Annotated in this window: 21 protein-coding genes and 1 tRNA gene; 12 read left to right on the plus strand and 10 right to left on the minus strand. The window is 70.3% G+C overall.

Annotated features, from left to right (window positions below; translation table 11 throughout):
* Nucleotides 1-32 precede the first annotated feature (32 nt).
* Entirely contained in the window at nt 33-797 is a 765-nt protein-coding gene (locus tag BN948_RS01300) for a sulfite exporter TauE/SafE family protein (protein ID WP_009517361.1), read from the minus strand.
* 16 nt (nt 798-813) lie between these two features.
* Here BN948_RS01300 and BN948_RS01305 point away from each other — a divergent pair, with 16 nt between their 5' ends.
* Together BN948_RS01305 and BN948_RS01310 are read left to right on the plus strand one after the other, a co-directional pair.
* Nucleotides 814-1,452, plus strand: a complete 639-nt coding sequence (locus BN948_RS01305; RefSeq protein WP_009517360.1) for a trimeric intracellular cation channel family protein — start codon at nt 814-816, stop codon at nt 1,450-1,452.
* 20 nt (nt 1,453-1,472) lie between these two features.
* Complete coding sequence (locus tag BN948_RS01310; protein ID WP_009517359.1) at nt 1,473-1,907, plus strand: DUF1841 family protein; 435 nt, start codon at nt 1,473-1,475, stop codon at nt 1,905-1,907.
* Nucleotides 1,908-1,958: 51 nt separating this feature from the next.
* On the opposite strand, the gene BN948_RS01315 is transcribed toward BN948_RS01310, so the two are convergent.
* A complete protein-coding gene (locus BN948_RS01315; RefSeq protein ID WP_009517358.1) occupies nt 1,959-2,627 on the minus strand; it encodes a c-type cytochrome in 669 nt (222 codons plus the stop codon).
* Nucleotides 2,628-2,754: 127 nt separating this feature from the next.
* Between BN948_RS01315 and BN948_RS01320 the strand changes: the two genes are divergently transcribed.
* From BN948_RS01320 to BN948_RS01345, 6 genes are all read left to right on the plus strand, one after another.
* On the plus strand, nt 2,755-3,597 hold the full coding sequence (locus BN948_RS01320; protein ID WP_009517357.1) for an AAA family ATPase: 843 nt from the start codon (nt 2,755-2,757) through the stop codon (nt 3,595-3,597).
* Nucleotide 3,598: 1 nt separating this feature from the next.
* Entirely contained in the window at nt 3,599-4,192 is a 594-nt protein-coding gene (locus tag BN948_RS01325; protein ID WP_009517356.1) for a GNAT family N-acetyltransferase, read from the plus strand.
* A 16-nt stretch (nt 4,193-4,208) separates the two neighbouring features.
* Nucleotides 4,209-5,396 (plus strand): vWA domain-containing protein, encoded by a 1,188-nt coding sequence (locus tag BN948_RS01330; protein WP_009517355.1) that lies wholly within the window; start codon nt 4,209-4,211, stop codon nt 5,394-5,396.
* Between the two features lie 106 nt (nt 5,397-5,502).
* The gene (locus tag BN948_RS01335) at nt 5,503-7,485 is read left to right on the plus strand and encodes an autotransporter assembly complex protein TamA (protein WP_162182736.1); all 1,983 of its coding nucleotides are present in this window, start codon (nt 5,503-5,505) and stop codon (nt 7,483-7,485) included.
* A gap of 7 nt (nt 7,486-7,492) precedes the next feature.
* Complete coding sequence (locus BN948_RS01340; RefSeq protein WP_009517353.1) at nt 7,493-11,626, plus strand: translocation/assembly module TamB domain-containing protein; 4,134 nt, start codon at nt 7,493-7,495, stop codon at nt 11,624-11,626.
* Nucleotides 11,627-11,681: 55 nt separating this feature from the next.
* Nucleotides 11,682-11,756: transfer RNA gene (locus BN948_RS01345), tRNA-Arg, on the plus strand.
* 34 nt (nt 11,757-11,790) lie between these two features.
* Here BN948_RS01345 and BN948_RS01350 read toward each other — a convergent pair.
* Nucleotides 11,791-12,981: an ATP-binding protein gene (locus tag BN948_RS01350; protein ID WP_009517352.1), complete on the minus strand. Its 1,191-nt coding sequence runs from the start codon at nt 12,979-12,981 to the stop codon at nt 11,791-11,793.
* A 189-nt stretch (nt 12,982-13,170) separates the two neighbouring features.
* On the opposite strand from BN948_RS01350, the gene BN948_RS01355 reads away from it, so the two are divergent.
* The gene (locus BN948_RS01355) at nt 13,171-13,599 is read left to right on the plus strand and encodes a VOC family protein (RefSeq protein WP_009517350.1); all 429 of its coding nucleotides are present in this window, start codon (nt 13,171-13,173) and stop codon (nt 13,597-13,599) included.
* 85 nt (nt 13,600-13,684) lie between these two features.
* Here BN948_RS01355 and BN948_RS01360 read toward each other — a convergent pair whose 3' ends face one another.
* From BN948_RS01360 to BN948_RS01370, 3 genes are all read right to left on the minus strand, one after another.
* The gene (locus tag BN948_RS01360) at nt 13,685-14,938 is read right to left on the minus strand and encodes a nucleoside recognition domain-containing protein (RefSeq protein WP_009517750.1); all 1,254 of its coding nucleotides are present in this window, start codon (nt 14,936-14,938) and stop codon (nt 13,685-13,687) included.
* 36 nt (nt 14,939-14,974) lie between these two features.
* Nucleotides 14,975-15,436, minus strand: a complete 462-nt coding sequence (locus BN948_RS01365) for a twin-arginine translocation signal domain-containing protein (RefSeq protein ID WP_009517751.1) — start codon at nt 15,434-15,436, stop codon at nt 14,975-14,977.
* 64 nt (nt 15,437-15,500) lie between these two features.
* Nucleotides 15,501-17,108, minus strand: a complete 1,608-nt coding sequence (locus BN948_RS01370; protein WP_009517752.1) for an ABC transporter permease — start codon at nt 17,106-17,108, stop codon at nt 15,501-15,503.
* Between the two features lie 88 nt (nt 17,109-17,196).
* Here BN948_RS01370 and BN948_RS01375 point away from each other — a divergent pair, with 88 nt between their 5' ends.
* Nucleotides 17,197-18,309: an ABC transporter ATP-binding protein gene (locus tag BN948_RS01375; RefSeq protein ID WP_050980642.1), complete on the plus strand. Its 1,113-nt coding sequence runs from the start codon at nt 17,197-17,199 to the stop codon at nt 18,307-18,309.
* Here BN948_RS01375 and BN948_RS01380 read toward each other — a convergent pair.
* The 3 genes from BN948_RS01380 to BN948_RS01390 form a co-directional block, all read right to left on the minus strand.
* On the minus strand, nt 18,271-19,566 hold the full coding sequence (locus BN948_RS01380; RefSeq protein WP_009517754.1) for a PepSY-associated TM helix domain-containing protein: 1,296 nt from the start codon (nt 19,564-19,566) through the stop codon (nt 18,271-18,273). The two genes, BN948_RS01375 and BN948_RS01380, sit on opposite strands and share 39 nt — an antisense overlap.
* A gap of 22 nt (nt 19,567-19,588) precedes the next feature.
* Nucleotides 19,589-20,083, minus strand: coding sequence for a copper chaperone PCu(A)C (locus BN948_RS01385; RefSeq protein WP_009517755.1), 495 nt, complete (start codon nt 20,081-20,083; stop codon nt 19,589-19,591).
* Between the two features lie 67 nt (nt 20,084-20,150).
* On the minus strand, nt 20,151-20,537 hold the full coding sequence (locus BN948_RS01390) for a DUF2946 domain-containing protein (protein ID WP_009517756.1): 387 nt from the start codon (nt 20,535-20,537) through the stop codon (nt 20,151-20,153).
* Between the two features lie 109 nt (nt 20,538-20,646).
* On the opposite strand from BN948_RS01390, the gene BN948_RS01395 reads away from it, so the two are divergent.
* Nucleotides 20,647-21,291, plus strand: coding sequence for a glutathione S-transferase (locus BN948_RS01395; RefSeq protein WP_009517757.1), 645 nt, complete (start codon nt 20,647-20,649; stop codon nt 21,289-21,291).
* Between the two features lie 16 nt (nt 21,292-21,307).
* On the opposite strand, the gene BN948_RS01400 is transcribed toward BN948_RS01395, so the two are convergent.
* A complete protein-coding gene (locus tag BN948_RS01400) occupies nt 21,308-23,470 on the minus strand; it encodes a PQQ-dependent dehydrogenase, methanol/ethanol family (protein WP_009517758.1) in 2,163 nt (720 codons plus the stop codon).
* Between the two features lie 243 nt (nt 23,471-23,713).
* Between BN948_RS01400 and BN948_RS01405 the strand changes: the two genes are divergently transcribed.
* Nucleotides 23,714-24,910 (plus strand): helix-turn-helix domain-containing protein, encoded by a 1,197-nt coding sequence (locus tag BN948_RS01405; protein WP_035620025.1) that lies wholly within the window; start codon nt 23,714-23,716, stop codon nt 24,908-24,910.
* Nucleotides 24,911-24,984 lie beyond the last annotated feature (74 nt).

The raw sequence follows: 24,984 nt of genomic DNA on the forward strand, positions 1-24,984 counted from the left end.
GCCGCCGGGGGCCGGTACTGGCACAGGTAACGCTATGTTAGCCCGAGGCTGTCCCACACCAGTTTGCAGCCCGTGAGGAACATGCCCAGGTGAATCAGCCTGTAGAACAGCACGGGGCGGATGCGGTGCGCGATGCGAACCCCGATCCACACCCCCACCGGCGCCAGAGGCAGCAGCACCAGCGACGTGGCCATGTTTCGCAGGTCGATCAGTCCCAGCCAGGCGTAGGGCACCCACTTGGCCATGTTCACGAAGAAGAAGAAGAAGGCCATGGTGCCGGTGAAGAGCACCGGCGGCAGGCGCATCGGAATCACGTAGGCGTTGATGGGTGGCCCGCCCGCATGCGCCACGAAACTGGTGAACCCGGACGTGGCGGTGAGGATGGCACCGACCCAACGCGGCGGCGGTGTGCTGTCGGGCTTGGGCGGAAACAGCAGGCGCTGGGCGAGGAACACAAGCGTGAAGCCGCCCACGATGCCCGCGACCAGATGCGCGTCGAGCGAACGGAACAGCAACGTGCCGATGACCACCCCCACCAGACCCCAGGGCAGCAGAAACTTCAGCAGTTGCCGGTCGACGTTTTTGCGAAAGGCCGCCATGCCCAGCAGGTCCATCACCAGCAGCACCGGCATCAGGATGGCCGCGGCCTGCGGCACCGTCACGGCCAGCGCCATCAGCGGCACCGCCAGCGAGCCGAAGCCGGCGCCGAAGCCACTTTTGCTGATGCCCAGCAGCAGCACCGCCGGCAAGGCGACGAAGTAGAAGTACGGGTCGGTGATGATGGGCAGCGAGGACACGCAAGACAATCCGGCGATGCAAAACGTGACATTGTGGGGGGAAACCCTCAGGCTCCTGGTGGAGCTGGCCGCCACGGTGGCCTTCGCGCTCTCGGGCATCCTGGCCGGCGCGCGCCAGCGGCTGGACGCCGTGGGCGTGGTGGTGGTCGCCTTTCTCGCGGCCTTCGGCGGCGGCACGCTGCGCGACCTGCTGCTCGACGAGCGCCCCTTCTTCTGGGTGCGCCACGTGGAGCTGCTGTGGGGCGTGCTGGGCCTGAGCGTGCTGGCGATGCTGTTCCTGCGCACGCGCCATTTCCAGGTCACCGAGCGCGCCATGCAATGGCCTGACGCCCTGGGCCTGGGCCTGTTTGCCGCCACCGGCGCGCACCAGGCGCTGCTGCAGGAGATGCCGGCGCTGGTGGCCGTACTCATGGGCATCGTCACCGGCGTGGCCGGCGGCGTGCTGCGCGACGTGGTCTGCAACCAGATCCCCAGCGCCTTCAGCGACCACCGGCCCTATGCGGTGTGCGCCTTCGTGGGCGGCTGGGTCTACGTGGGCCTGTGGGCCGTTGCGGCGCCCGGCTGGCTGGCGCTGGTGGCCTGCGTGGGGGTCACGGCGGGGCTTCGTGGCCTGGCGCTGTGGCGCAATTGGCAACTCCCGCCGTGGCGGCTTTGAGCAGGCAGGACAATCGCCCCATGTTCAATCCCTCCCAAGCCGACGTGCGCCGCTTCTTCTGCGGCGCGTTCGCCAAGCGGCGCGACGCGGCGCCACTGGACGCGCTGGAAACACTGGCCGCGCAGTGGATCGCCGAGCACCCCGAGTACCACGCCGAACTGGGCGATGCCGAGGCCGCCGTGGCGCGTCTGAGCCAGCCCGACGCGGCGCGCGAGAACCCCTTCCTTCACCTGTCCATGCACCTGTCCATCAGCGAGCAGTGCAGCATCGACCAGCCCCCCGGCATCCGCCAGGCAGTGGAACTCCTCACCGCGCGCCGGGGCGACCTGCACACCGCGCACCACGAGGTGATGGAGTGCCTGGGCACCATGCTGTGGGAAAGCCAGCGCGCCGGGCGCCCGCCCGATGGCCAGGCCTACATCGACGCCGTGCGGCGCCGGGCAACACAGGACTGAAACAAAAAAGCCGCTCATGGAGCGGCTTTTTCACCAAGGCGAAGCGCCGGATCAGCGGAAGCGCGACTGCGGCACGGTCTGCAGTTCGCCTTTGACGGTGCTCAGGTACTTGGCGATGGCGCGCATCTCGGCCGGGGTGTACTGCTTGGCGATGCCGGCCATGATGCCGTTGCTGCGGCCGATCACGTGGTTGCCTTCCACCGTGTAGGACTTGAGCGCCACGAAGAGGTAGTCGGCGTGCTGGCCGCCGATCTTGGGGTAGCTCGGGTCGATGGGCTTGCTGAAGTTGGCGCCGTGGCAGGACACGCAGGCGCCCTTGGTCAGCAGCGCGGCGACGTCGGCACTCGCGGTGGCCGCCGTCTCCGGCGCGGCCGGGCCGGCCTGGCCCGCATAGAACGCGGCCAGATCGGCCATGTCTTGCTCGGTGAGCGAGCCGGCGATGCCGCGCATGGACGGGTGCTTGCGGTCACCCTTCTGGTAGGCCTTGAGGGCCGACACGATGTAGGGCGCCGACTGGCCCGAGATCATGGGCACCTTGTGGATCTCGGGGAAGCTGTTCTGGTAGCCCTTGATGCCATGGCAGCCGATGCACATCTCGGCCTTCTTGTGGCCGGCTTCCACGTCACCGGTGACGCCCTGCGCCTGGGCCGATGTGGCAGCAACGAACAGCGTCGCAGCGGCGACAAGGGTACGGGCGAGCGGGTTCAGCAGTGGGGTCATTTTGCTAGCACAATGAAGAACGGCCGGGAAAGATCAACCGCGAATTATATGAGCGGTCGTCGCGCCCCCCGCCACATCCCGAGTCCCGCGCGCGGACAGCCCGCGCCGCCATCCCGAGGTCGCCTTCATGAAATTCCAGGGTTCCCAGAACTACGTCGCCACGCAAGACCTGATGCTGGCGGTCAACGCCGCCATCACCCTCAAGCGCCCGCTGCTGGTCAAGGGCGAGCCCGGCACCGGCAAGACCATGCTGGCCGAGGAAGTGGCCCAGGCGCTGGACATGCCCCTGCTGCAGTGGCACATCAAGAGCACCACCAAGGCCCAGCAGGGCCTGTACGAGTACGACGCAGTCAGCCGCCTGCGCGACTCGCAGCTCGGCGACGAACGGGTCAAGGACATCCACAACTACATCGTCAAGGGCGTGCTGTGGCAGGCCTTCACGGCCGAGCAGCCGGTGGCCCTGCTGATCGACGAGATCGACAAGGCCGACATCGAATTCCCGAACGACCTGCTGCGCGAACTCGACCGCATGGAGTTCTACTGCTACGAGACGCACGAACTCATCAAGGCCAAGCACCGCCCGCTGGTCTTCATCACCTCCAACAACGAGAAGGAGCTGCCCGACGCCTTCCTGCGCCGTTGCTTCTTCCACTACATCAAGTTCCCCGACGCCGAGACGATGCACAAGATCGTCGACGTGCACTTCCCCAAGCTCAAGCAGGATCTGCTCAAGGTCGCGATGAAGACCTTCTACGACGTGCGCAACCTGCCCGGCCTCAAGAAGAAGCCCAGCACCAGCGAGCTGCTGGACTGGCTCAAGCTGCTGATGGCCGAGGACATCCCGCTGGAAGCGCTGCAGAGCGCCGACGACAAGGTGTCCATTCCGCCATTGGTGGGCGCGCTGCTCAAGAACGAGCAGGACACCACGCTGTTCGAGAAGCTGGTGTTCATGAACCAGCGGAACCGCTGACATGGCCTTCGTCGAGCCGGTCGTCCTGAACGAGCGCGGCGTGCGGCTGGAACCGCTGGAGCTGCGCCACGAGCCGGGACTGCGCGCGGCCGCGGCCGATGGCGAGCTGTGGAAGCTGCGGATCACCTCCGTGCCCGAGCCGGATCAGACGCGCGAGTACATCGAGGCCGCGCTGCGCATGCGCGAGGACGGCCAGCGCTTCGCCTTCGCGGTGATCGACGAGGCCAGCGACGCGGTGCTGGGCAGCACCAGCTACCACGACATCCTGCCGACTGTGAAGCGCGTGGAGATCGGCTACACGTGGTACGCCAGGCGCGCGCAGCGCAGCCACGTCAACACCACCTGCAAGCTGCTGATGATGGGCCACGCCTTCGACACGCTGGGCTGCCACGTGGTGGGCTGGCGCACCGACAACTACAACTTCGCGTCGCAACAGGCCATCGAACGCCTGGGCGCGAAGAAGGACGGCGTCATTCGCGGCCACGCCCTGCGCCGCGACGGCACCATCCGCGACACCGTGATGTACAGCATGCGATCGGGCGAATGGCCCGAGGCGCGTGCGCAGTTGCTGTACCTGCGGGCGCGGCACGACTGAACCCGGGGAGATCGCCATGCTGATCGACTTCTTCTACACCTTGCGCTCGGCCAAGCTGCCCGTGTCGGTGAAGGAGTACCTCACCCTGCTGGAGGCCCTCAAGGCCGACGTGGTCGGGCCCGCCAACCCCGACGCCTGCAGCATGGACGACTTCTACTTCCTCGCGCGCACCGCGCTGGTGAAGGACGAGAAGCACTTCGACAAGTTCGACCGCGCCTTCGCCGCCTACTTCAAGGGCGTGGAGATGATCGCGGACTTCACCAAGCCCATCCCCGCCGACTGGCTGCGCCAGGAGATGGAGCGCATCCTGTCCGAGGAGCAAAAGGCGAACGCGCCGAAGATGGACTGGGACGAGCTCATGGAGACATTGCGCAAGCGCCTGGAAGAGCAGAAGGAGCGCCACGAGGGCGGCAGCCGCTGGATCGGCACCGGCGGCACTTCGCCCTTCGGCAACGGCGGCGTCAACCCCCAGGGCGTGCGCATCGGCGGCAAGGGCGGTGGCAAGAGCGGCGTGAAGGTCTGGGAGCAGCGCAGCTACCGCGATTACGACGACACGCAGGAACTGGGCACGCGCAACATCAAGGTGGCCCTGCGCCGGCTGCGCAAGTTCGCGCGCGAGGGCAACGACCTGGAACTGGACCTGCCCGACACCATCCGAAGCACCGCCGCCAACGCCGGCTACCTGGACATCAAGATGATCCCGGAGCGGCACAACAACGTGAAGGTGCTGCTGCTCATGGACGTGGGCGGCACCATGGACGAGCACATCCAGCGCGTCGAGGAGCTGTTCTCGGCCGTCAAGAGCGAGTTCAAGCATCTCGAGTTCTATTACTTCCACAACTGCGTCTACGACTTCATGTGGAAGAACAACCGCCGCCGCTACGCCGAGAAATTCCCGACCTGGGACATCATCCGCAAGTACAACAAGGACTACAAACTCATCTTCGTGGGCGACGCTACGATGAGCCCCTACGAGATCCTGCAGCCCGGTGGCAGCGTGGAATACAACAACGAGGAAGCCGGCGCCGAGTGGCTGCAGCGCCTCACCCACACGTTTCCGAAGTTTGCGTGGATCAACCCGGAACCCCAGGGCGTCTGGCAGTATCGACAGAGCATCAGCATCATCCAGCAGCTCATGGGGCAACGCATGTTCCCGCTCACCTTGAAGGGCTTGGAAGACACGATGCGCATGCTGTCGAAATAATCGGCGAATGCGTTTCCTGTCTCCGGTCCGCCATTGCCGGGCCGCGTGGCGGCTTGCTTTCCTGCTTGCGTGTGGCAGCGCCCCCGCGTGGGCGCAGGTCGACGGGGTGGCGCCGTCGGCACCGCCCCAACCAGCGGCGCCGGCCGCTCCCGCCGCCCCGCCGGACACCCGGCCCGCGCCGAAGCCGATCCCTGACGCGACCGACGACGACGAGTCCCGTGCCCTCGACGCCGAAGCCCGTCGCACCGCCCGGGCCGCGCGTCCGCCGGTCACGACACGCTTCCTCATCGAGCTCGACGCTCCCGAGGAGTTGCACGACTTCCTCCTGCGCCATCTCAATATCCAGCGCTTTCGCGAGCAGCGCAGCCTCGACGCGGCCGAGCTCGAGCGCCTGCTGAGCGAGTTGCCCGTCAATGCGCGCGAGCTGCTGGCCACGCGCGGCTACTTCGCGCCCAGCATCGAGATCGGCGAGACCCTGCCGCCCACCCCGGCCGCCGTGGCGTCCGCCGGGGAAGGCCCGGTGCCGTTGGGCCGCATTCCCGTGCGCGTCGAGCCGGGGCCGCCCACCACCGTGCAAAGCGTGCAGATCAGCTTCCTGGGCGACATCGCCAACGACGTCGATGTACAAGCGCAGCGCGAGGCCATCCAGCGCGAGGCCGCGCTGCTGACCGGTCAACGCTTCACACAGGACCAATGGGACCGCACCAAGTCCGCCGCCCTGCGCCGGCTGACCGCCGAGCGCTACCCCGGCGGGCGCATCAGCAGCAGCCTGGCCGACGTGGACGGCGCGTCCTCCAGTGCGCGGCTCTACGTGGAACTGGACTCCGGCGCGCGCCGGCGCTTCGGCGCGATCGAGATCGATGGCGCGCAGCGCTACGACGCCGAGATGAGCGCGCGCATCGTGCGCCTCACCGGCCTCACGCCCGGCAGCGACTACGACCTCTCCAAACTGCAGCAGGCCCAGCAGCGCCTGCTCGACAGCGGCTACTACGACGCCGCCTTCGTCTATGTGGAGCCCGGCGCGGGCGGCGAGCCGCTGCCGGTGAAGGTGCAATTGCGCGAAGCCTTGCGGCAGAAGCTGGTGCTGGGCATCGGCGCCAGCACCGACAACGGCGCGCGCCTGTCGCTGGAGCACATCCACAATCGCCTGCCGGGCATCGGCTGGCGCGCCCTGTCCACGCTGCGCTTCGAGCGACAGGACAGCCTGGCCAGCACCGACTGGTCCTCGCCGCTGAACAATGAAGGCTGGCGCTGGATCTCGCTGCTGCAGATGGCGCGCCTGGACAACAACCAGGTGGAGACCACCAGCCAGCGGGCCCGCTTCGGGCAGGCGCAGGAGGGCGTGGAGTACGACCGCAGCATCTACCTGCAGTACGACCGCGCGCGCACCCTGACCGACAGCGAGCGCCTGAGTGGCATCCGGGGGCGCATCGAATCCTCCCTCACGGCCAACTACGCCTGGGCACGCGAGCGCTTCGACGACCCGATCTCGCCCAACCGCGGCCACGCCCTGGCGGTTGAACTGGGCGCCGGCACCACCCTCGGCATCACCCGCAAACCGTTCGGGCGCACGCAGGCGCGCTGGCTCGGCTACTTCCCGCTCGACCGCGAGGCCGAACTGCCCTCCACCGTGCCGGGCGAACGCCCTACCGCGCGCCCGCCCACGCGCCTGGGCCGCCTGGCGCTGCGGCTCGAAGGCGGCGCCGTCATCGCCGAAGACAGTACCCCCGTGCCCGACACGCAGCTCTTCTACGCCGGCGGGGACACCTCCGTGCGTGGCTACGGCCTGCGCGACATCGGCGTGGTGCAGCCCGATGGCAGCGTGCTCGCCGGGCGCTACAAGGCGGTGGTGAGCCTGGAATGGCAGCGCCCGGTCTGGGGCGACGGCGTGTCGCGCTCGCCCTTCGAGCATGTGCTCTTCGTCGACGGCGGTGCGGTGGCCAACCGGGTGCAGAACCTCGACTTCCAGTGGGGCGTGGGCACCGGCCTGCGCTACAACAGCCCGGTGGGACCGCTGCAGGTGGACCTGGCCTACGGCCTGGAGGTGCGCAAGCTGCGTCTGCACTTGAGCGTGGGCTTCGTGTTCTGAGGCGGCCATGGACGAACCCAGGCCCGCTCCCGCCCCGCTGCCCCCGCCCGTGGCACCGCCACCCGCGCGCCGCTGGCCGGGCGTGACCGGCGGCATCGGCCGCGCCCTCATGTGGATCTTCGGACCGCTCGCGGGCGCGCTGCTGGCGGGCGGCCTGTTGCTGGGCGCCTGGGCCGCCAGCGAAGGCTCGCTGTCACAAGCCCTGAACTGGGGCCTGGCCTGGCAGGCCGAGAACGCGCCCGAAGCCGGAGAGCTCAGCGTCGATGGCGTCGAGGGCAGCCTGATCGGCGGCGGCCGGCTGCGCACACTCACCTGGGACCAGAGCGGCCTGGTCGTGCAGGCCGAGGGCGCTCGCCTGACGCTGGGCGGGCTGTTCTGGCTCGGCCTCTTGCGCGGCGACCTGCTGGTGAGCGAACTGCACGCCGACCGCCTGCGCATCATCGACCAACGCCCGCCCACCCCGACCTCCCCCGGTGAACCGCTGCAATCGCTGGTGCTGCCGGTGGACATCGAGGCCACGGTCTCGGTGGACGAGTTGCTGCTGCCCGGCCAGGAACCCCTGGCGCTGCGCGGTTTGCAAGCGCGCTACCGCTATGGCCGCGCCGAACCCGGGCTGGGCACCGAGGACGCGCACACCTTGCTGCTGCGCTCCCTGCAATGGGCCGAGGGCCGCTACACCGCGCAAGCCACCCTGGGTGCGCAAGACCCCATGCCGCTGCGCCTGCAGGCCGAGGGCGAACTCAGCGCCGAAGTACCCGAAGGCGGCCGCCTGGACCTGCGCGCGCGCGCGACCGCACAGGGCACGCTGGCCGGCACCGACGCCGCGCTCGATCTGGTCGCGCAGATCGAACCCGTGGGCCGCGCCGAGGCCACGCCCACCCTGGCCGGCACCGCGCGCCTGCGGCCCTGGGCCCCACAGCCCCTGGCCGAGGCCGACCTGCGCCTGTTCCGCCTCAACCTGGCGCTGCTGTGGCCGCAAGCGCCCACCACCGCGCTCACCGGCACCGCGCAGGCCCGCCCCGACGGCACCGACTGGCGCGCGCGTCTGGCCCTGAACAACGAATCGTCCGGTCCGGTGGACAAGCGCCGCCTGCCGCTCGAATCCATCGAAGCCGAGGTGCTGCAGAGCGGCGAACGCTGGACGCTGGAGCGCCTGAGCGCCACTGTGGCCGGTGGGCGCGTGCAGGCCCAAGGCCAGCGCGACCCGCCCGCGCCGGGCGCCGCCTCCGCCCTGGGCGACTGGCAGGGCAGCCTGCGCGCCAGCGGCCTGAACCCCGCGCTGGCCTGGAGCGCGCTGGCACCGGCCGCGCTGGACGCCCGCCTGGACGCCCGCGCCGTGGACCCGAACGCTGCCCGTCCGGCCATCGACATCGACGCCCGCGTGGCGCCCGCCGGCCGCCAGCCCCGGCGCAGCGCGGCCGAGGCCTGGCGCCTGCGCGAGGTGCTGCTGCAGGGCCGCTGGCAGCCCGGCGACACGCCCGGCCACGGCCTGTTCACCGTGCGCAAGGCACACATCGACGCGCTCGACGGCCTGGTGGACGCCAAGGGCCGCGTCGACACCGCGCGCCCGCTGATCGAAGGCGAAGCCAGCGTCGCGCTGCCCGGTCTGCGTGCCCGCTGGAACGGCCTGCTCGCGCAGGCACAGGGTCAGGGCGACCTCGACCTGGCCCTGGCCGATGGCGAGCGACTGCTGGCGTGGCTGCGTGCACTGGCCGACGCGCCCGTGCTGGGCGAGTTCGTGAAGCCCGCCCTGGCACCGCTGATCGACTGGCGGGCAGAGGGCCAGGCCCAGGTCCGCCTGCGCTGGCAGGGCGGACTGGCTGCCTTCGGCTTTCCCGGTCCGCAGGCGCGCGCCGCCGCGCCGCGGCTGGACCTCGCGCTGGGCACCGAGCGGCTGCAACTGGAACGCACCGGCGATTCGCCGCTGAAGCTGGACCTGGGCAGCACGCGCCTGAGCGTTCAAGGCCCGCCCGAGGCCCTGGCCGTGGCGCTGCGCACGCGCGTCGAATCCTCCGGCTGGCGCGCCGAGCTGGATACGGCGGGCGAACTCGGCTTCATCGGTCAGCCCCTGGACGCCCGACGCGGCCAACTGGCCCTGAACCGGCTCAGCCTGTCGGCCACGCCTTCCGGCAAGGCCAACGGCAACGGCAACGGCAACGGCAACGGCAATGGCACTGGCAACACAACCACCGGTGAGAACGGCGCCGCCGTGTCATGGGCGATGAGCAGCCAGTCGCCCCTGCGCGCGCGCTGGCAACCGCGCGGCGACGCCATCGACGCCGAGCTGGACGGCGCCAGTCTGCAAGTGCAGCCGCGCCGCGCCGGTGGCGCGGCGCTCGCGCCCGTCAACATCACCTGGGACCAACTCATCTGGCGCGGCGGTGCGCTGCAGACGCGCGGACGCATCGACGGCCTGCCCCTGGCCTGGGCCGACGCGCTCACCATCAGCGAGACCCGGCCCACCGGCGCCCTGGCGGAAGCGGGTCTGGGCGGCGACCTGGTGTTCGACGGCCGCTGGGACCTGAGCCTGCCCGCGCAGGCCAGCGAGCCACCGCGCCTGAGCGCGCAGTTGCAGCGGCGCGGCGGCGACCTCGCCGTCCAGACCCTCGGCGCCTTCGACGACCCGCGCGCCAACGCCTACCGCGTGCAGGCCGGCGTGAAGACCGCCGAACTCGAGTTGCGCACCGAAGGCCGGCGCGTCGCCGCCAGCCTGCGCTGGGACAGCGAGCGCTTCGGCACGGCCAGCGCCGACTTCACCAGCGAACTGGGCCCGCCCGACGCCACGCACGGCGCCTGGCACTGGCCCGAGTACGCACCGCTGTCGGGCCGCGTGCGCGCCAGCCTGCCCGAGGTGGGCGTGTGGAGCGTGCTGGCGCCACCCGGCTGGCGCGTGCGCGGCGCCCTGAACGCCGAGGTCAACGTCGCCGGCACGCGCGCCGCGCCGCAACTCAGCGGCCTGCTGGAGGCCAAGGACCTGGCCCTGCGCTCGCTCGTCGACGGCATCGTCTTTCGCGGCGGCGAGCTGCGCGCCACGCTCGCGGGCGAGCGCATCGTCATCGACCGCTTCTACCTGGAAGGCCGGGGCGGCGCCGAACGCGGCGGCGTGCTGCAAGGCACGGGCAGCGCCGAGTGGCGCCGCGTGCAGCGCGACGGCGCCACCGTGCGCGAGCCGGTGATCGCCATCGACGTCAGCGCCGACAAGCTGCGCGCCTCCTCGCGCCCCGACCGGCGCGTCACCGTCAGCGGCCAGGTGCGCGCGCGCCTGGAAGGCGCGGCCCTGCAACTGCGCGGCAACCTGCGCGCCGACGAAGCCCTCATCGTGCTGCCCGACGAAGCGGCGCCCAGCCTGGGCGACGACGTGGTGGTGCGAGGCACCGAATACCCCATCGACCGGCGCGGCGGCGTGCCCGTCATCCCCGACGTGCGCATCACCGTCGACCTCGGCCCTTCCTTCGAACTGCGCGGCCAGGGCCTGCAGACCCGGCTGGAGGGCCAACTGGAGATCCGCACCAACCCGCCGGACCCCGCGCCACGCGTCGTCGGCGAGGTGCGCACCGTGCGCGGCACCTACCGCGCCTACGGCCAGCAGCTCGCCATCGAAACCGGCGTGCTGCGCTTCAACGGCGCCTACGACAACCCCGCGCTCGAGATCGACGCGGTGCGCCCCAACACCACCCAGCGCGTGGGTGTGCAGATCACCGGCACCGCGCAGGCGCCGCGCGTGCGCCTGTTCTCCGACCCCGAAATGCCCGACAGCGAGAAGCTCGCCTGGCTGGTGCTGGGCCGCCCCGCCAGCGGTGCCGGCGCCGAAGCCGCCGTGCTGCAGCAGGCCGCGCTGGCCCTGCTGGCCGGCAGCGACGGCGGCCCGCTGGATGGCGGCCTGGCGCAGGCCCTGGGCCTGGACACGCTCAGCTTCACCGGCACCAGCTCCAGCAGCACCGGCAACGGCACCGAGAGCTCGGCCGCCGTCATGCTGGGCAAGCAGATTGCGGACAACCTGTACCTGAGCTACGAGCGCAGCCTGGCGGGCACGCTGAGCACCGTGTCCATGTTCTACGACGTCTCGCGCCGCGTCACGGTGCGCGCGCGGGCGGGCAGCGAAAACGCGATCGACCTGATCTTCACGCTGCGCTACGACTAGGCCGTGCGCCCGACGGGGCGCGAGAAGCCCCACCGATACAATCGCCGCTCCCCGCGCCGCCGTAGTTCAATGGATAGAACGAGCGCCTCCTAAGCGCTAGATGCAGGTTCGATTCCTGCCGGGGGCGCCACCCCTCTTCCCCGGCAAGGCGCGCTTCGCGAGCCTCACTCGCGCCAATCTTCGCCCGGCATGATGCGCTTCATGAACTCGTCGAACATGGGCACGGTGAACGCCGTGTCCCCGTGGTTCGGGCTCCAGACCATGCCCTTCGTGATGAGGGCGCTGCGCGTAGGCGCCAGCGACGAGACCTTGGCGCCGTAGCAGGCGGCGATGTCGCCCGAGCGGTGCGGCCCCGCACCCAGTTCCGCCATCGCACGCAGGTAGCGTTTTTCCTTGGGCGTGCAGCGGTCGAACCGCACCCGGAAGAAGCTCTCGTCCAGCGCCGCAATGGCCTGGGTAGAGGCCTCGGCCACGTCGCGCCGCCTAATGGGCGATGCGCTGGCCGCCAGCCAGGTGTGGCTGCCCCATTCCTGCAGGAAGTACGCATAGCCCTCCGTCAGGGCCAGGATGCGCTCGACGGCGTCGCCATCAATGGTGGCGCCTTCGTTCTCGATCGGGCGGCCAATGGCCTGCCGGGCCGCCTCGTCGGGCAAAGGTCCGATTTCGGGGAATTCGAAGAGGCGTTCCGCGTACGACTTGGCGTTGCCCATCTGGCCACGCAATTGCGGCAGCCCCGCACCCACCAGGATGACCGGCAGTTGCCTCTGCTCCGTCCTGTGCATGGCCGTGATCAGCGCGGCCAGTTGTTCCTCTTCAACGTACTGAAGCTCATCGATGAACAGGGCTACCGCCGTGCCGGCCGCTTTCGCTGCCAGACCCACCTGCTCGAACAAGGCCTGCAGGTCGTGCTCGAGGTCGCCGTTGTCGGCCAGGCCCGGTTCGGGGTCGAAGTCGTAGCCGACTTCGATGTCCTGGTACGTCACCTTGAGCTTGCTGGCAAAACCGGCCAGCGCGCGAAGCCCCCTCACCGCATGGTTCTTGGCGGTTTCGAGCCGGCTCAACCGCAACAGGGCCTGCCGCAGTTGTGGCGCCAGGATCGCGGGCAAGGAGCGCCCCTCGGGCGCCTCGATCCGCACGGTGTGGATGCCCGAGGCTTCTGCATCCTGCCGGATGCGGTCCAGCAGCACGGTCTTGCCGACCCCCCGAAGCCCCACCAGCATGGCGCTTTTGGCCGGGCGTCCGAGGCGGGTGCGCTCCAGGCTGACCCGCAAGGATTCGCGCAACTCGTCGCGCCCCGCGAGTTCTGGAGGGGGCGTGCCCGCGCCGGGCGCAAAAGGGTTTCTGATGGGGTCCATGGGTCGTTTATAGCAAAGTTTGGAAAGTTATTGAAATTCGATAACTTTCCAAACTTCACTTGATATGACCGTTCAGCGCACAGCATTTAACTCCTTGTCGAAACACTGGCTCCTCGTTCGTCGTGCACGTGAAGCCACCCCACGCCCTGTGCCGGGCCTTCACCTTCATCCACCCTCCGGAGACCCCGCATGACCTCGCTCAGCCCCTACCTCTCCTACAACGGCAACTGCGCCGAAGCCATGAAGTTCTACGCCAAGCTGTTCGGCGCGAAGCTCGAAGCGCTCATGACCTATGGCGACCTGAAGGACCAGATGCCCTGCCCGCCCGGCGGCGAGAACATGGTCATGCACGCCTACCTGGTGCACCCAGGCTTCACCCTCATGGCCGGCGACACGCCGCCTGGCATGGAATTCAAGGGCATCGAAGGCGCGATGATGGCCATCACCTTCGACACGACGGCCGAGGCCGAGCGCGTGTTCAAGGCGCTCAGCGAAGGCGGCAAGGTCACCATGGCACTCGAAGAAACCTTCTGGGCCAAGACCTTCGGCATGGTCACCGACCGCTTCGGCACACCCTGGGGCATCAACGGCGGGCCGAAGGAAATGCCGAAGGGCTGACGATCCGCCGCCGGGCCGCCCCAAGGCGGATCAGCCCCCTCGGGGGGCAGCGACCCGCGCAGCGGCGGAGCGTGGGGGTCATGGATCAGCGCAGCATCGCGTAGCCGATGCCGATGGCGGCGATGAGCCCCACCACGTCGGCAAACAGCGCGCACACCAGCGCGTAGCGCGTGCGCTGCACGCCGATGCTGCCGAAGTACACCGCGAGCACGTAGAACGTGGTCTCGGTGGAGCCCTGCACGATGGCGGCCAGGCGCCCGGCGAAGGAGTCCACGCCGTGCGCCTGCATCACGTCAATCATGAGCCCGCGCGCGCCCGCGCCCGAGAAAATCTTCATCAGGCCCACGGGCAGCGCGGGCAGGAAGTCGGTGTTGAACCCCAGCGCCGACACCAGCGCGCCGATGCCCGCGAGCAGGAAGTCCATGCAGCCCGCCGCGCGGAACAGGCCGATGGCGACCAGGATGGCGATCAGGTACGGCACGATCTGTATGGCCACGCCGAAGCCGTCCTTCGCGCCTTCGATGAAGGCGTCGTACACGTTCACGCGGCGCACCGCGCCCGCGACGATGAACAGCATCACCACGCCCAGGATCACCGCCGCTCCGGTGGTGCCGGCAATGCGCGCGGCCTGATCGGCCGGCAGGCGGGCCAGCGCCGTAACGGCGGCGGCCAGCAAACCGCCCACGGCCAGCACCGGCAACAGAAACCGCGCGCGCCACAGCGGCAGGCGCTGGCACACCGCCACGGCCAGCACGCCCGCCAGCAGCGCGATGAAGGTGACCAGCAGCGTGGGCAGGAAGATGTCGGCGGCGTTGAACTCCGCGCCCAGGCCCTGCTTGAGCGCCACGCTCTGGCGGATGGCGATGACCGAGGTGGGAATCAGCGTGAGCCCCGCCGTGTTGAGCACCACGAACATGATCTGCGCGTGGCTGGCGGTGCCGGCGGGTTCGGTGTTGAGGGTCTGCAGCTCGCGCATGGCCTTGAGGCCCAGCGGCGTGGCGGCGTTGTCCAGGCCCAGCAGATTGGCCGAGATGTTCATGGTCATGGCGCCCTGTGCGGGGTGGCCTTGTGGCACCTCGGGGAACAGGCGGCGCAGCAGCGGGCCGGCCAGGCGCGCGAGCAGCTCGATCATGCCGGCGCGCTCGCCCACGCGCATGAGGCCCAGCCACAGCGCCATCACCCCGGCCAGGCCGAGCGAGATCTCGAAGCCGGAGCGTGCGCCGTCGAACAGCGCGGTGAGCAGTGCAGGGAGGATGCCGTCCTCGCCCAGGGCCCAGCGCACCAGGGCGGTGGCGAAGGCCACCGTGAAGAGACCGATCCAGGCCCAGTTCATCGCCATGGGGGGCGATGGTAGGGCCTGCGGCGCCCTCCCCCGCTACACCTGCAGTTGCCCCTCGGTCAGCGTGTCGAGCTGGAAGCGCCCGCTGCGGTCCCACAGCCACGTGTCGATGTAGCTGGTGCGACTGCCCGGCGAGGGGAACGGCGCGGCGTCGCGCACCAGGCGCTCGATCTGCGTCACCACCTCGGGCGCGTGGCTGGGCGCGCGCAGCCACTTGAAAGAGCCCACGCGGCCGCTGCCCTCGACCACCACCTCCAGCACGCCGATGGCGTAGAGCATGGCGGGCAGGCGCCCCTGGTAGATGCGGTCGGGGTAGCGGCGGTAGAGGTGGCTGGCCGCCGCGCGGCGGTAGGCCGGGTCGGCCGCAGGGGCCTGGCGGCCCGGCATGGGCAGCGAGGGAAAGGAGCAGCCGGCCATGAGCGCGGCGGCACCGGTGGCGGCGCCCAGGGCCAGGAGTTGGCGCCGGTCAATCAGGGGGGGAGGGGGTGTGCGATCCATGCGCGGGATTGAAGCAGCGCGCGTGCAGCCGCACAAGGGCCGCAACAAGAACTTACGTGGCGTGTCAGCGCTGGCGGAGCGTGCGGCTGAGCAGGATCACGGGGATCAATCCCACCAGCACCAGTGCCAGCGCGGGCAACGCGGCCTCGCCCAGGCGCTCGTCGCGCGCCAGGTTGTAGGTGACCACGGCCAGGGTGTCGCTGTTGAAGGGCCGCAGCACCAGCGTGGCGGGCAACTCCTTCATCACGTCCACGAACACCAGCAGCGCCGCCGCCGCCGTGGCGCGCTTGAGCAGCGGCCAGTGCACGCGCGCGGCCAGCGCCGTGCCGGTGGTGCCCAACATGCGGGCGGAGTCGTCCAGGCTGCCCGGAATGCGCGCGTAACCCGCCTGCACCGACTGCAGGGCCACCGCAGAGAAGCGCACCAGGTAGGCCCACACAATACCCAGCGCCGTGGCCGTGACCCAGTAGCCCACGCCGGCGTCGGGCCAGCGTTCCTGCACCCAGCCCACTGGCAGCAGCAGGCCCACCACGATGACCGCGCCCGGGATGGCGTAGCCCAGACTCACGAGCTGCGAGACGCCGCGCGTGAGTCCCGAGGGTCGCGCACGCGCCGCGAAACCCAGCGCCAGGGCAATCAGCACCGCCAGCGCCGCCGCCAGGCCCGCCAGCCGCACGCTGTTGAGCGCCCACTGCTGGAACTGGCCCCAGGGCAGCACGTCCCAACCGCCGATCAGCGGGTGCAGCATGAACAGCACCGGCAGCACGAAGCCGAAGAGCACGGGCAGCGCGCACACCAGCACCGCCAGCGCAGCACGCGCACCGTGCAGCCGAACGGGTTGCGCCTCGGCGCTGCCGGCGCGCTGGCCACGCAGCGTGGCGAAGCGCATGCGCCGCTGCGCACGCTGCTCCACCCACAACAAGGCGGCCACGGTCAGCAGCAGCAGCGTGGCCAGTTGCGCGGCGGCCAAGCGGTTGTCCATCACCAGCCAGGCCTTGTAGACGCCGGCGGTGAAGGTCTGGATGCCGAAGTAGCTGGCGACGCCGAAGTCGGCCAGGGTTTCCATGAGCGCGAGCGCCACCCCGGCCGCCACGGCCGGGCGCGCCAACGGCAGCGCCACGGTGCGGATGCGCCGGGCCAGCGGCGCGCCCAGCAGGCGCGCGGCCTCCATCAGTTGCGCGGCGCGCTCGGCCAGCGCGGTGCGCGCGAGCAGGTAGACGTAGGGGTAGAGCGTGAAGGTGAAGACCCAGACCGCGCCGCTGGTGCTGCGCACCTCGGGCAGCAGGCGCCCGCTCAGGCCGAAGCTGGTGCGCATCCAGTTCTGCAGCGGGCCGCTGAACTGCAGGAAGTCGGTGTAGGCGTAGGCCACCACGTAGGCCGGCATGGCCAGCGGCAACAGCAGCGCCCATTCGAAGGCGCGGCGGCCAGGAAAGTCGAACAGCGTGACCGCGCTGGCGGTGAGAACGCCCACCAGCGCCACGCCGATCGCCACGCTCACGCACAGCACCAGCGAGGTGAGCGTGTAGTCGGGCAACACGGTCTGCGCCATCTGCAGCAGCACGTCCCGCGCGGCGGCGTCGAAGCCGAACCAGGACGCGGCGAGCGCGAACACCGGCAACACCAGCACGGCGGCCAGCGACAACAAGAGCACCTGAGCGGGCCAGCGCGGCATGGAATGGGGATTTCGTTATGGGCGCGGTGGCTCAGGCCTTCAACCGCATCAACGCAAATGAGAATTGTAGATATCTACAATGTCCCGCATGTTCCTGCAGGTCTCGCAACTCCAGGTGCGCTACGCCGGCGCGCCCCACCCGGCCGTCGACGGCGTGAGCTTCGGCCTGGCGGCGGGCGAGATCGGCGTGCTCATCGGCCCCTCGGGCTGCGGCAAGACCACGCTGCTGCGCGCCGTGGCCGGCCTGGAGCGCGCGCAGGGCGGCGAGATCGTGCTCGATGGCGAGACGGTGAGCAGCCCGGGCCTGCACGTGCCGCCCGAGCGGCGGCGCATCGGCATGGTGTTCCAGGACTACGCCCTGTTCCCGCACCTGGACGTGGCGGCCAACGTGGGCTTCGGCATCCACCAGTTGCCGCGCGCGCAGCGCGAGGCGCGCGTGGGCGAGGTGTTGCGCCTCGTCGGTCTGGAGCACCTGCGCGCGCGCCATCCGCACGAACTCTCCGGCGGCCAGCAGCAGCGCGTGGCCCTGGCCCGTGCGCTGGCGCCCAACCCGCGCCTGCTGCTGCTGGACGAGCCCTTCTCCAACCTCGACGTGGACCTGCGCGAGCGGCTCGCGCACGAGGTGCGCGGCATCCTGAAAGCCGCCAACGCCACGGCGCTGTTCGTCACGCACGACCAGTTGGAGGCCTTCGCCATCGGCGACCGCATCGGCGTGATGCACGAGGGCCGGCTGCACCAGTGGGACGAGGCCTACGCGCTCTACCACCGCCCGGCCACGCGCTTCGTGGCCGAGTTCATCGGCCACGGCGTGTTCGCGCCCGCGCAGATCCTGCACCACGATGGCCAGGTGGCCGTGCAGACGCCGCTGGGCCCACTGCAGGACATGGACGAATGCCCGCTGCCCAGCGCCTACGAGGCCGGGCTGTGCGACGTGCTGCTGCGCGCCGACGACATCGTGCACGACGACGACGCGCCGGTGAAGGCGCAGATCGTGCGCAAGGCGTTCCGGGGCTCGGAGTTCCTCTACACCCTGCGTCTGGCCAGCGGCGAGACGCTGATGACGCATGTGCCCTCGCACCACAACCACGCGGTGGGCGAGTGGATCGGCATACGCGCCGAGGTGGACCACGTGGTCACCTTCGAGCGCAACGGCGCGGCCTCCTCACCTCCCGCGCCGGGCGTGCCGCTCACGCCGGGCTGACGGCCCCGTTCGCACGCGTCCTGGCCTGCGGAGCCACCACATCGCCACGCCCGCCACGCACAGCGCCACCACGGCCAGGCAGGCGGCCAGGTTGAGCAGCGCGTTCCACAACCCCATGTCGCCCTGGTGCAGGGCGATCACCACGGCCATGGTCTTGGCCATGGCGCCGTAGTCGGCGAAGCCGATGTCGACCAGCACACGCCCGCTGTAGCGGTCCACGTGCACAGTGCGGTCGCCCGTGGGCTGGCCGAGGTCGCCGCTCATGGTGTTGGCGGAAATGGTGTACACGCCACGTTCGTCGCGCGGCGGCGCGATCTGGTGCTGGCCGCTGAAGCCGATGCGTTGGGCGAAGGCCGCGACGCTGTCCAGGTCCACCGGCGCGCCGGCGGCCAGGCCATCAGCGCCTTCAGCCGACCCTGATGCCGGCAGCGGCGTCTGCGCCAGACCCCAGGGCACCTCCTGCAGGCCGGCGGTGTTGAGCGCCGCATGGGGCTCGTGGGACAGTGGGACGGCGCGTGACTGCTCGATGGGAAAACTGCCCCAGGCCTGCAGCCACTTCCCGCCCGTGATGCCGGTCCAGGTGAGGCCGCTGAGCAGAAACACCACCAGCACCCCGCCCGTGCACAGGCCCAGACTGCCGTGCAGCGACCGCCACCAGCCCAGGCCGCGTGCACGCCCGTCGGGCCACAAGCGCGAGCGCCAGGTCAGGCCTCCACGCGGCCACCACAGCACCAGGCCGGTGATCAGCATCATCAGCGCGGCCCAGGCGGCGATCTCGATCAGGCGGTCGCCGAGATCACCGATGAGCAGCGTGCCATGGATGCGTTGCGCCCAGGCGAAGGGCGTGTTCTCTTTGTCCACCCAGTGCAGCACCGTGGCGCGGTAGGGGTCGACGGCGGCCGCGAGCGTCTGGCCGTCGCGCTCAATGACGAACCAGGCGGCTCGGTCGTCCGCGCGCGGCGCCACGTAGGTGCGCAGCCGGCCATCGGGCACCTCCGACATCGCGGCGAGCGCCTGGGCGCTCACCGGCTGCACGGTGGGCAAAGGCACCACGCGCGGGTCGGCCCCCAGGCGGGTCTGGAAGCCGGTGTAGAAGACCATCACGGCGCCGGTGAGGGCGAGCGTGAGCAGAAAGGGCATCACCAGCAGGCCGGCGATGGCGTGCCAGCGCCAGGCCACTTGGTGGAGCTTGGAACGCAGGTCGACGCGGACGCGCGCGGGCGCGTCCGCGCCCGGGGCGTCGGGCGAGAAGGACATGGGAAGGCCTCGCGGGTGCGGCTCAGTGCTTGCCGTGGCCACCACCGTGGGCGCCACCGCCGGCCGGTGCGGCGGGCGCGCCACCCAGGGCGCGGGCCGTGGCCTTCACGTCCTGCGTCTGGCGTTGACCGTCGGCGCCTTCGAACACCAGCGTGAGCGGCACGGTGTCGCCGGCCTTCACGGGCGCTTTCAGGTCCATCAGCATCACGTGGTAGCCACCGGGCTTGAGCTCCACGGTCTGGCCCGCGGCCAGTGGCAGCGCGGTGACGGCGCGCATGCGCATCACGTCGCCATCGAGCTTCATCTCGTGCACCTCGACGATGCCGGCAGCGGGCGAGCGCACCTCGACCAGTCGCGTGGCCTGCGGTGCGGTGAGCTTCATGAAGGCACCGGTGGCGGACTGCGCGCCGACGGTGGCGCGGGCCCAGGCGTCCTGCACCTTCACAGAGGGCACGGGATTTTGGGCCCAGGTGGTGGCGGCGATGGCGATGGAAGAGGCGATGAACAAGTGTTTCATGGGGAATCCGGATCTGAAAGGCGAGGAGCGCGGCGCAGGCCTGGGGCCACGGCCACGAGCGAACGGCTCAGATCCCCCGGGGCGGGGCACGTGCGTGGGCGTGGGTGCTGGGCGCGGCGTCCCAGCCGAGCTGGGCCTGGGCCAAGGGCAGCGGCTGCGGGCCCGCGTCGGGCAGGGCCAGCGCATGGGCCGGCGGCTGGCCGGCCGCGCCGCCAGCGATGACGCCCCAGGGGCAGGTCATGGCGGTGTCGCTCGCATGGCCATCGGCACCGTCGCCGGCATCGGCGCGCACCCAGGTGATGCCGCTGGCGCTGCAGATCTGCACCCAGTGGCCCGCGTCGGCGCCACGGGCCTGCAGCGCGGCCTGCGACAACGCGGGCGCGAACGCGCCGAAGCAGACCGCCAGGAGGGCGATCCACGCGGTGCCACGGCGCAGCCAGCGGTGCAGGAACATGGGGCGGGATTCTACGGGTGGGGGTCTCGCCGGTGACGCCGGGGGCCTTGCGCCGCCCGCGCACCGGGTCCACGATCGCCCGTTTCGAACGACCACCGGAGACAGTCCCATGCTCAAGCTCTGCGGCTTCGCGGCCAGCAATTACTACAACAAGGTGCGGCTCGCGCTGCTGGAAAAAGGCATCCCCTTCGAGGAAGAGCTGGCCTGGATCGGCGAGACCGACAAGTCCTGCAGCCCCTTGGGCAAGGTGCCGTACCTCAAGACGGACCAGGGCGCGCTGTCGGAATCGACGGTGATCCTGGAGTACCTGGAAGACGCCTACCCGCACCCGCCCCTGCTGCCGGCCGACGCCTTCGCCGCCGCCAAGGTGCGCGAGCTGGTGCGCTACCTGGAGCTGCACCTGGAGCTGGTGGCGCGCAACCTCTACCCCGAGGCCTTCTTCGGCGGCAAGGTGAGCGACAGCGCGAAGGAAAAGATCGCGCCGCAGCTCGAGAAGAACATCGCCGGCTTCGCCAGGCTGACCACCTTCTCGCCCTTCCTCGCGGGCGACGAATTCACCCTGGCCGACTGCGCGGGCGCGGTGCACCTGCCGCTGGTGAGCAGCGCCACCAAGATCATCTACGGCCGCGACTTCCTGGCCGACCTGCCGGTGCGCGACTACCTCAAGCGCCTGGGCGAGCGGCCCACGGTGCAGAAGCTCAACGCGGACCGCAAGGCGAACACCGAGCTGATGCTCAGCCGCGCGAAGGGCTGAGCATCAGCGGGGGCGTTCACTTCTTCGGACGTATCGCGTCCGCGGTCCCCTGGATGAAGGCCTTGATCTTCTGCACGTCGTCCGCGCTGAGCTTGCCCGTGAAGTCGGGCATGCCGCGCGCCATGGCCGGGCCCTTGAAGACGAACTTGTCCAGGTTCTCGATGAAGGCCGAGTCCATGTAGCCCAGGTTGGGGATGTTGCCGCCGCGGTCCACGCCCGGCACGCCGTGGCAGAAGACGCAGTTGCTCACGTACAGCGCGGTGCCCTCGGGCACGTGGGCCGGGTCGTACTTCACGCCCTGCACGAGCTGGCTCATGCGGTAGGCCACGAACTCCGGTGCAGGCGCCTTGCCGCCCACCGCGAAGGTGTAGACCGTGCCCGGGCCCTGGCGGTCGGTGGCGCGCGCCGCGATGCCGTAGACCCCGCCCCAGCCCACGGCAATGGACACGTACTGCTTGCCGTCGACGAGGTAGGTCATGGGCGCGGCCACCACGCCGGTGCCGGTGGGCGTCTCCCACAGCTTCTCGCCGCTGCTGGCGTTGTAGGCCACGAAGCGGCCATCGGCCGTGCCCTGGAACACCAGGTTGCCCGCGGTGGTGAGCGTGCCGCCGTTCCAGGGCGAGACGTGCTCCACCGTCCAGCGCGGCGCCTGCTTCACCGGGTCCCAGGCCACCAGGCGGCCGAAGGGCTTGCTGGTGGGCGGCTCCACGTTGGCGAACATGGCCATGTTCCAGCCCATGCCGCTGTGCGGCTCACCGGGGCGCACGGCGTTGAACTTCCAGTCCTTGTTGTCGACGAGTGAAATCGGCACACCCTGCACCGGCATGTACACCAGCCCGGTCTTGGGATTGAAGGACATGGAGTGCCAGTTGCGCGCGCCGTAGGCGCTGGGGATGATCTCGCGAGGGCGATCCGCCACGCGCGCGATGTCGGTCTCGATGGGGCGGCCGTTCTTGTCGTAGCCGGTGGCCCAGTTCACGTCGACGAAGTTCTTGGCCGAGATGAACTTGCCGTTGGTGCGGTCGATGATGAAGAAGAAGCCGTTCTTGGGCGCGTGCATCACCACCTTGCGCTTCTTGCCGTCCAGCGTCAGGTCGGCCAGGATCATGGGCTGCGTGGAGGTGTAGTCCCAGTTGTCGCCGGGCGTTTCCTGGTAGTGCCACACGTACTTCCCGGTGTCGGGGTTGAGCGCGACGATGGACGCGAGGTACAGGTTGTCGCCGCCGGCCGGGCTGCGCTTCTTGTGCGCCCACGGCGAACCATTGCCGGTGCCGATGTAGAGCAGGTTGAGGTCGGGGTCGAACGCCATGGCGTCCCAGGCCGTGCCGCCGCCACCGGCCTCCCACCACTTGCCGGCCGGGTCCCAGGTCTTGGCGGCCTTGGCCATGGACTCGTCCTCGAAGGGTTTGGACGGGTCGCCCGGCACGGTGAACCAGCGCCACTTCTGCTCGCCGGTCTTGGCGTCGTAGGCCGTGACGTAGCCGCGCACGCCGTACTCCGCGCCGCCGTTGCCGATGATGACCTTGCCCTTGACCACGCGCGGCGCGCCGGTGATGGTGTAGCTGAACTTGCGGTCGATGATGGTGTCCTTCTCCCACCGCTTCTGGCCGGTGGCCGCGTCCAGCGCGATCAGGCGGCCGTCGTACGACGCCACGAACACCTGGCCTTCGTGCAGGGCCACGCCGCGGTTGACGACGTCGCAGCAGCCCTTGAAACCGCCCTCGCGCGGCACCTGCGGGTCGTACGTCCAGATGCGCTTGCCAGTGCGCACGTCGATGGCGTGCACGATGCTCCAGGAGGCGGTGACGTACATGATCCCGTCCACCACCAGCGGCGTGGCCTCCACGCCGCGGTTGGACTCCAGGTTGTAGGACCAGACCAGGCCCAGGTCCTTCACGTTGCCGGCGTTGAGCTGGTCGAGCTTCGAGTGCCGCGTCTCGGCGTAGTCCAGGCCGTGGCTGGGCCAGTCGGGCGTGGCGCGGGCATTGCTGCGCACGAAGGCGCCATCGACCTTCTTCGTGACCGCGCCGATGTGCGCGGCCGATCCCTTGACCGGCGACGCCTGCTGGGCCAACGCACCAGGCGCGGTGGCCAGCAGCAGCACCAGGCCGAGGGACAAGCCGAGCGACAAGCCGAACGCCCTGGGGGCGGCGCGCGCGGCGAGCGAATGGGTGTTCATGTTGTCTCCTGTTGTGCCGTTCCGGGCCGGCGTGTGGGGTCGTCGGTGCGCTCGCGCATCCCCCCGGAACACGGATGCCATGGGGGCCATGTTCCGCAGCCGGCCATCGCGCAGCACCCCCGGGATTTCCCTCAAGTGTTTTGTTCCACGGTGGAACAGAGTGGCGCGTGGCGCAGGGATTTCCCGCAGCGCGATGGTTTTGCGCGCGTTCGATACTGCCCTCGACGCACCCGGAGCTTGCCCATGGCCGAACCCGCCCGCCCCCTGTTCTTCCAGACCGCCGAGCAGCGCACGGCGCTGGCGCGCCAGCGCTTCTTCGACGAAGGCGAGCGCCCCACGGGGCTGGTGAACGAGGCCGTCATCCAGTCGTGGATGCGCTGCACCGCCGCGCGCCGCGACGCACGCCAGGCCGTGAGCTTCGACCCGGTGACGCGCAGCCGCATGCACGCCTGCCTGACGCGCAACCAGCAGCTGCTGGCGGCCGGCAACGAGGACCTGCAGCAACTCGCCGCGGCGCTGCTGGGCACCAGCTGCCGCGTGCTGCTCACCGACGGCCAGGGCGTGGTCATCCACGCCAGCGCGCCGCTGGGCACGGCGCCGCAGCCCCTGCTGGACGCGGGCAGCCGCGTGGGCGTGAACCTGGCCGAGGGCGAGATCGGCACCACGGCGCCTGGCATCGTGGCGCGCGTGGCCAGCGCCTGCACCGTGCACGGCGCCGAGCACTTCCACGAGATGCTGCAGACCCTGCACTGCGCAGCCGCACCCATCCGCGACGTGCACGGCCGCCTGGCCGGCGTGCTCGACCTGTCCATCGAAGGCTCGCCCTTCGGCTTCGACGCGGCGGGCCTGGTGGCGCTGTACGCCAGCACCATCGAGAACCGGCTGCTGCGCCTGCAATCACCCGCGCACCTGGTGCTGCAGTTCCAGGCCAGTCCGCGCGTGCTGGGCACGCCGCTGGAAGGCCTGGCAGGCGTGGACGTCAACGGCCAGCTCGCCTGGCTCAACCCGGTGGCGCAGCGGCTAACTGGCGCGAACGCGCTGGCCCACCCGCCGGTGGACGAGGTCTTCGGGCTGGCCTTCGGGGATCTGCTGGCGCTGCACCGCGCCCGGGAGCCACAGGCACTGCGCCTGCCCAACGGGCTCACGGTCTGGGTGCGGGCGCACATCGGCAGCGCCGACGGTGTGGACTTCAATCGCGCGGTGGCCACGGGCGCGCCATCGGTTCAGGCAGATGAGGTCACACCGCAAGCGCCGAGCACCGACGTGGCGCCCTCCTCCACGCTGGACGATCACCGCGACCGCGTGATCACGGAAACGCTGGCGGCCTGCGGGGGCAACATCGCGCGCGCCGCGCGGCAGTTGGGGGTGTCGCGCGGGCTGCTGTACCGGCGGCTGCGCGCCCCGCCCGGGGCGGCGCCCGCCTCGGCCGACGCGCACTGAACGCTCGCACGGAACGCCCTTAACGCGCGGCGTTGAGTTCGGCCTGCACCCCCGCACGCCAACGACCGTTGCCG

It is taken from the genome of Hydrogenophaga intermedia (genome assembly GCF_000723405.1).
GTDB lineage: Bacteria > Pseudomonadota > Gammaproteobacteria > Burkholderiales > Burkholderiaceae_C > Hydrogenophaga > Hydrogenophaga intermedia.

Excerpts from the sequence above, each read along its gene's own strand:
- BN948_RS01305 (WP_009517360.1), top strand. The coding sequence starts at position 814 with ATGCAAAACGTGACATTGTGGGGGGAAACCCTCAGGCTCCTGGTGGAG.
- BN948_RS01310 (WP_009517359.1), top strand. The coding sequence starts at position 1,473 with ATGTTCAATCCCTCCCAAGCCGACGTGCGCCGCTTCTTCTGCGGCGCG.
- BN948_RS01315 (WP_009517358.1), bottom strand. The coding sequence starts at position 2,627 with ATGACCCCACTGCTGAACCCGCTCGCCCGTACCCTTGTCGCCGCTGCG.
- BN948_RS01320 (WP_009517357.1), top strand. The coding sequence starts at position 2,755 with ATGAAATTCCAGGGTTCCCAGAACTACGTCGCCACGCAAGACCTGATG.
- BN948_RS01325 (WP_009517356.1), top strand. The coding sequence starts at position 3,599 with ATGGCCTTCGTCGAGCCGGTCGTCCTGAACGAGCGCGGCGTGCGGCTG.
- BN948_RS01330 (WP_009517355.1), top strand. The coding sequence starts at position 4,209 with ATGCTGATCGACTTCTTCTACACCTTGCGCTCGGCCAAGCTGCCCGTG.
- BN948_RS01340 (WP_009517353.1), top strand. The coding sequence starts at position 7,493 with ATGGACGAACCCAGGCCCGCTCCCGCCCCGCTGCCCCCGCCCGTGGCA.
- BN948_RS01350 (WP_009517352.1), bottom strand. The coding sequence starts at position 12,981 with ATGGACCCCATCAGAAACCCTTTTGCGCCCGGCGCGGGCACGCCCCCT.
- BN948_RS01355 (WP_009517350.1), top strand. The coding sequence starts at position 13,171 with ATGACCTCGCTCAGCCCCTACCTCTCCTACAACGGCAACTGCGCCGAA.
- BN948_RS01360 (WP_009517750.1), bottom strand. The coding sequence starts at position 14,938 with ATGGCGATGAACTGGGCCTGGATCGGTCTCTTCACGGTGGCCTTCGCC.
- BN948_RS01365 (WP_009517751.1), bottom strand. The coding sequence starts at position 15,436 with ATGGATCGCACACCCCCTCCCCCCCTGATTGACCGGCGCCAACTCCTG.
- BN948_RS01370 (WP_009517752.1), bottom strand. The coding sequence starts at position 17,108 with ATGCCGCGCTGGCCCGCTCAGGTGCTCTTGTTGTCGCTGGCCGCCGTG.
- BN948_RS01375 (WP_050980642.1), top strand. The coding sequence starts at position 17,197 with ATGTTCCTGCAGGTCTCGCAACTCCAGGTGCGCTACGCCGGCGCGCCC.
- BN948_RS01380 (WP_009517754.1), bottom strand. The coding sequence starts at position 19,566 with ATGTCCTTCTCGCCCGACGCCCCGGGCGCGGACGCGCCCGCGCGCGTC.
- BN948_RS01385 (WP_009517755.1), bottom strand. The coding sequence starts at position 20,083 with ATGAAACACTTGTTCATCGCCTCTTCCATCGCCATCGCCGCCACCACC.
- BN948_RS01390 (WP_009517756.1), bottom strand. The coding sequence starts at position 20,537 with ATGTTCCTGCACCGCTGGCTGCGCCGTGGCACCGCGTGGATCGCCCTC.
- BN948_RS01395 (WP_009517757.1), top strand. The coding sequence starts at position 20,647 with ATGCTCAAGCTCTGCGGCTTCGCGGCCAGCAATTACTACAACAAGGTG.
- BN948_RS01400 (WP_009517758.1), bottom strand. The coding sequence starts at position 23,470 with ATGAACACCCATTCGCTCGCCGCGCGCGCCGCCCCCAGGGCGTTCGGC.
- BN948_RS01405 (WP_035620025.1), top strand. The coding sequence starts at position 23,714 with ATGGCCGAACCCGCCCGCCCCCTGTTCTTCCAGACCGCCGAGCAGCGC.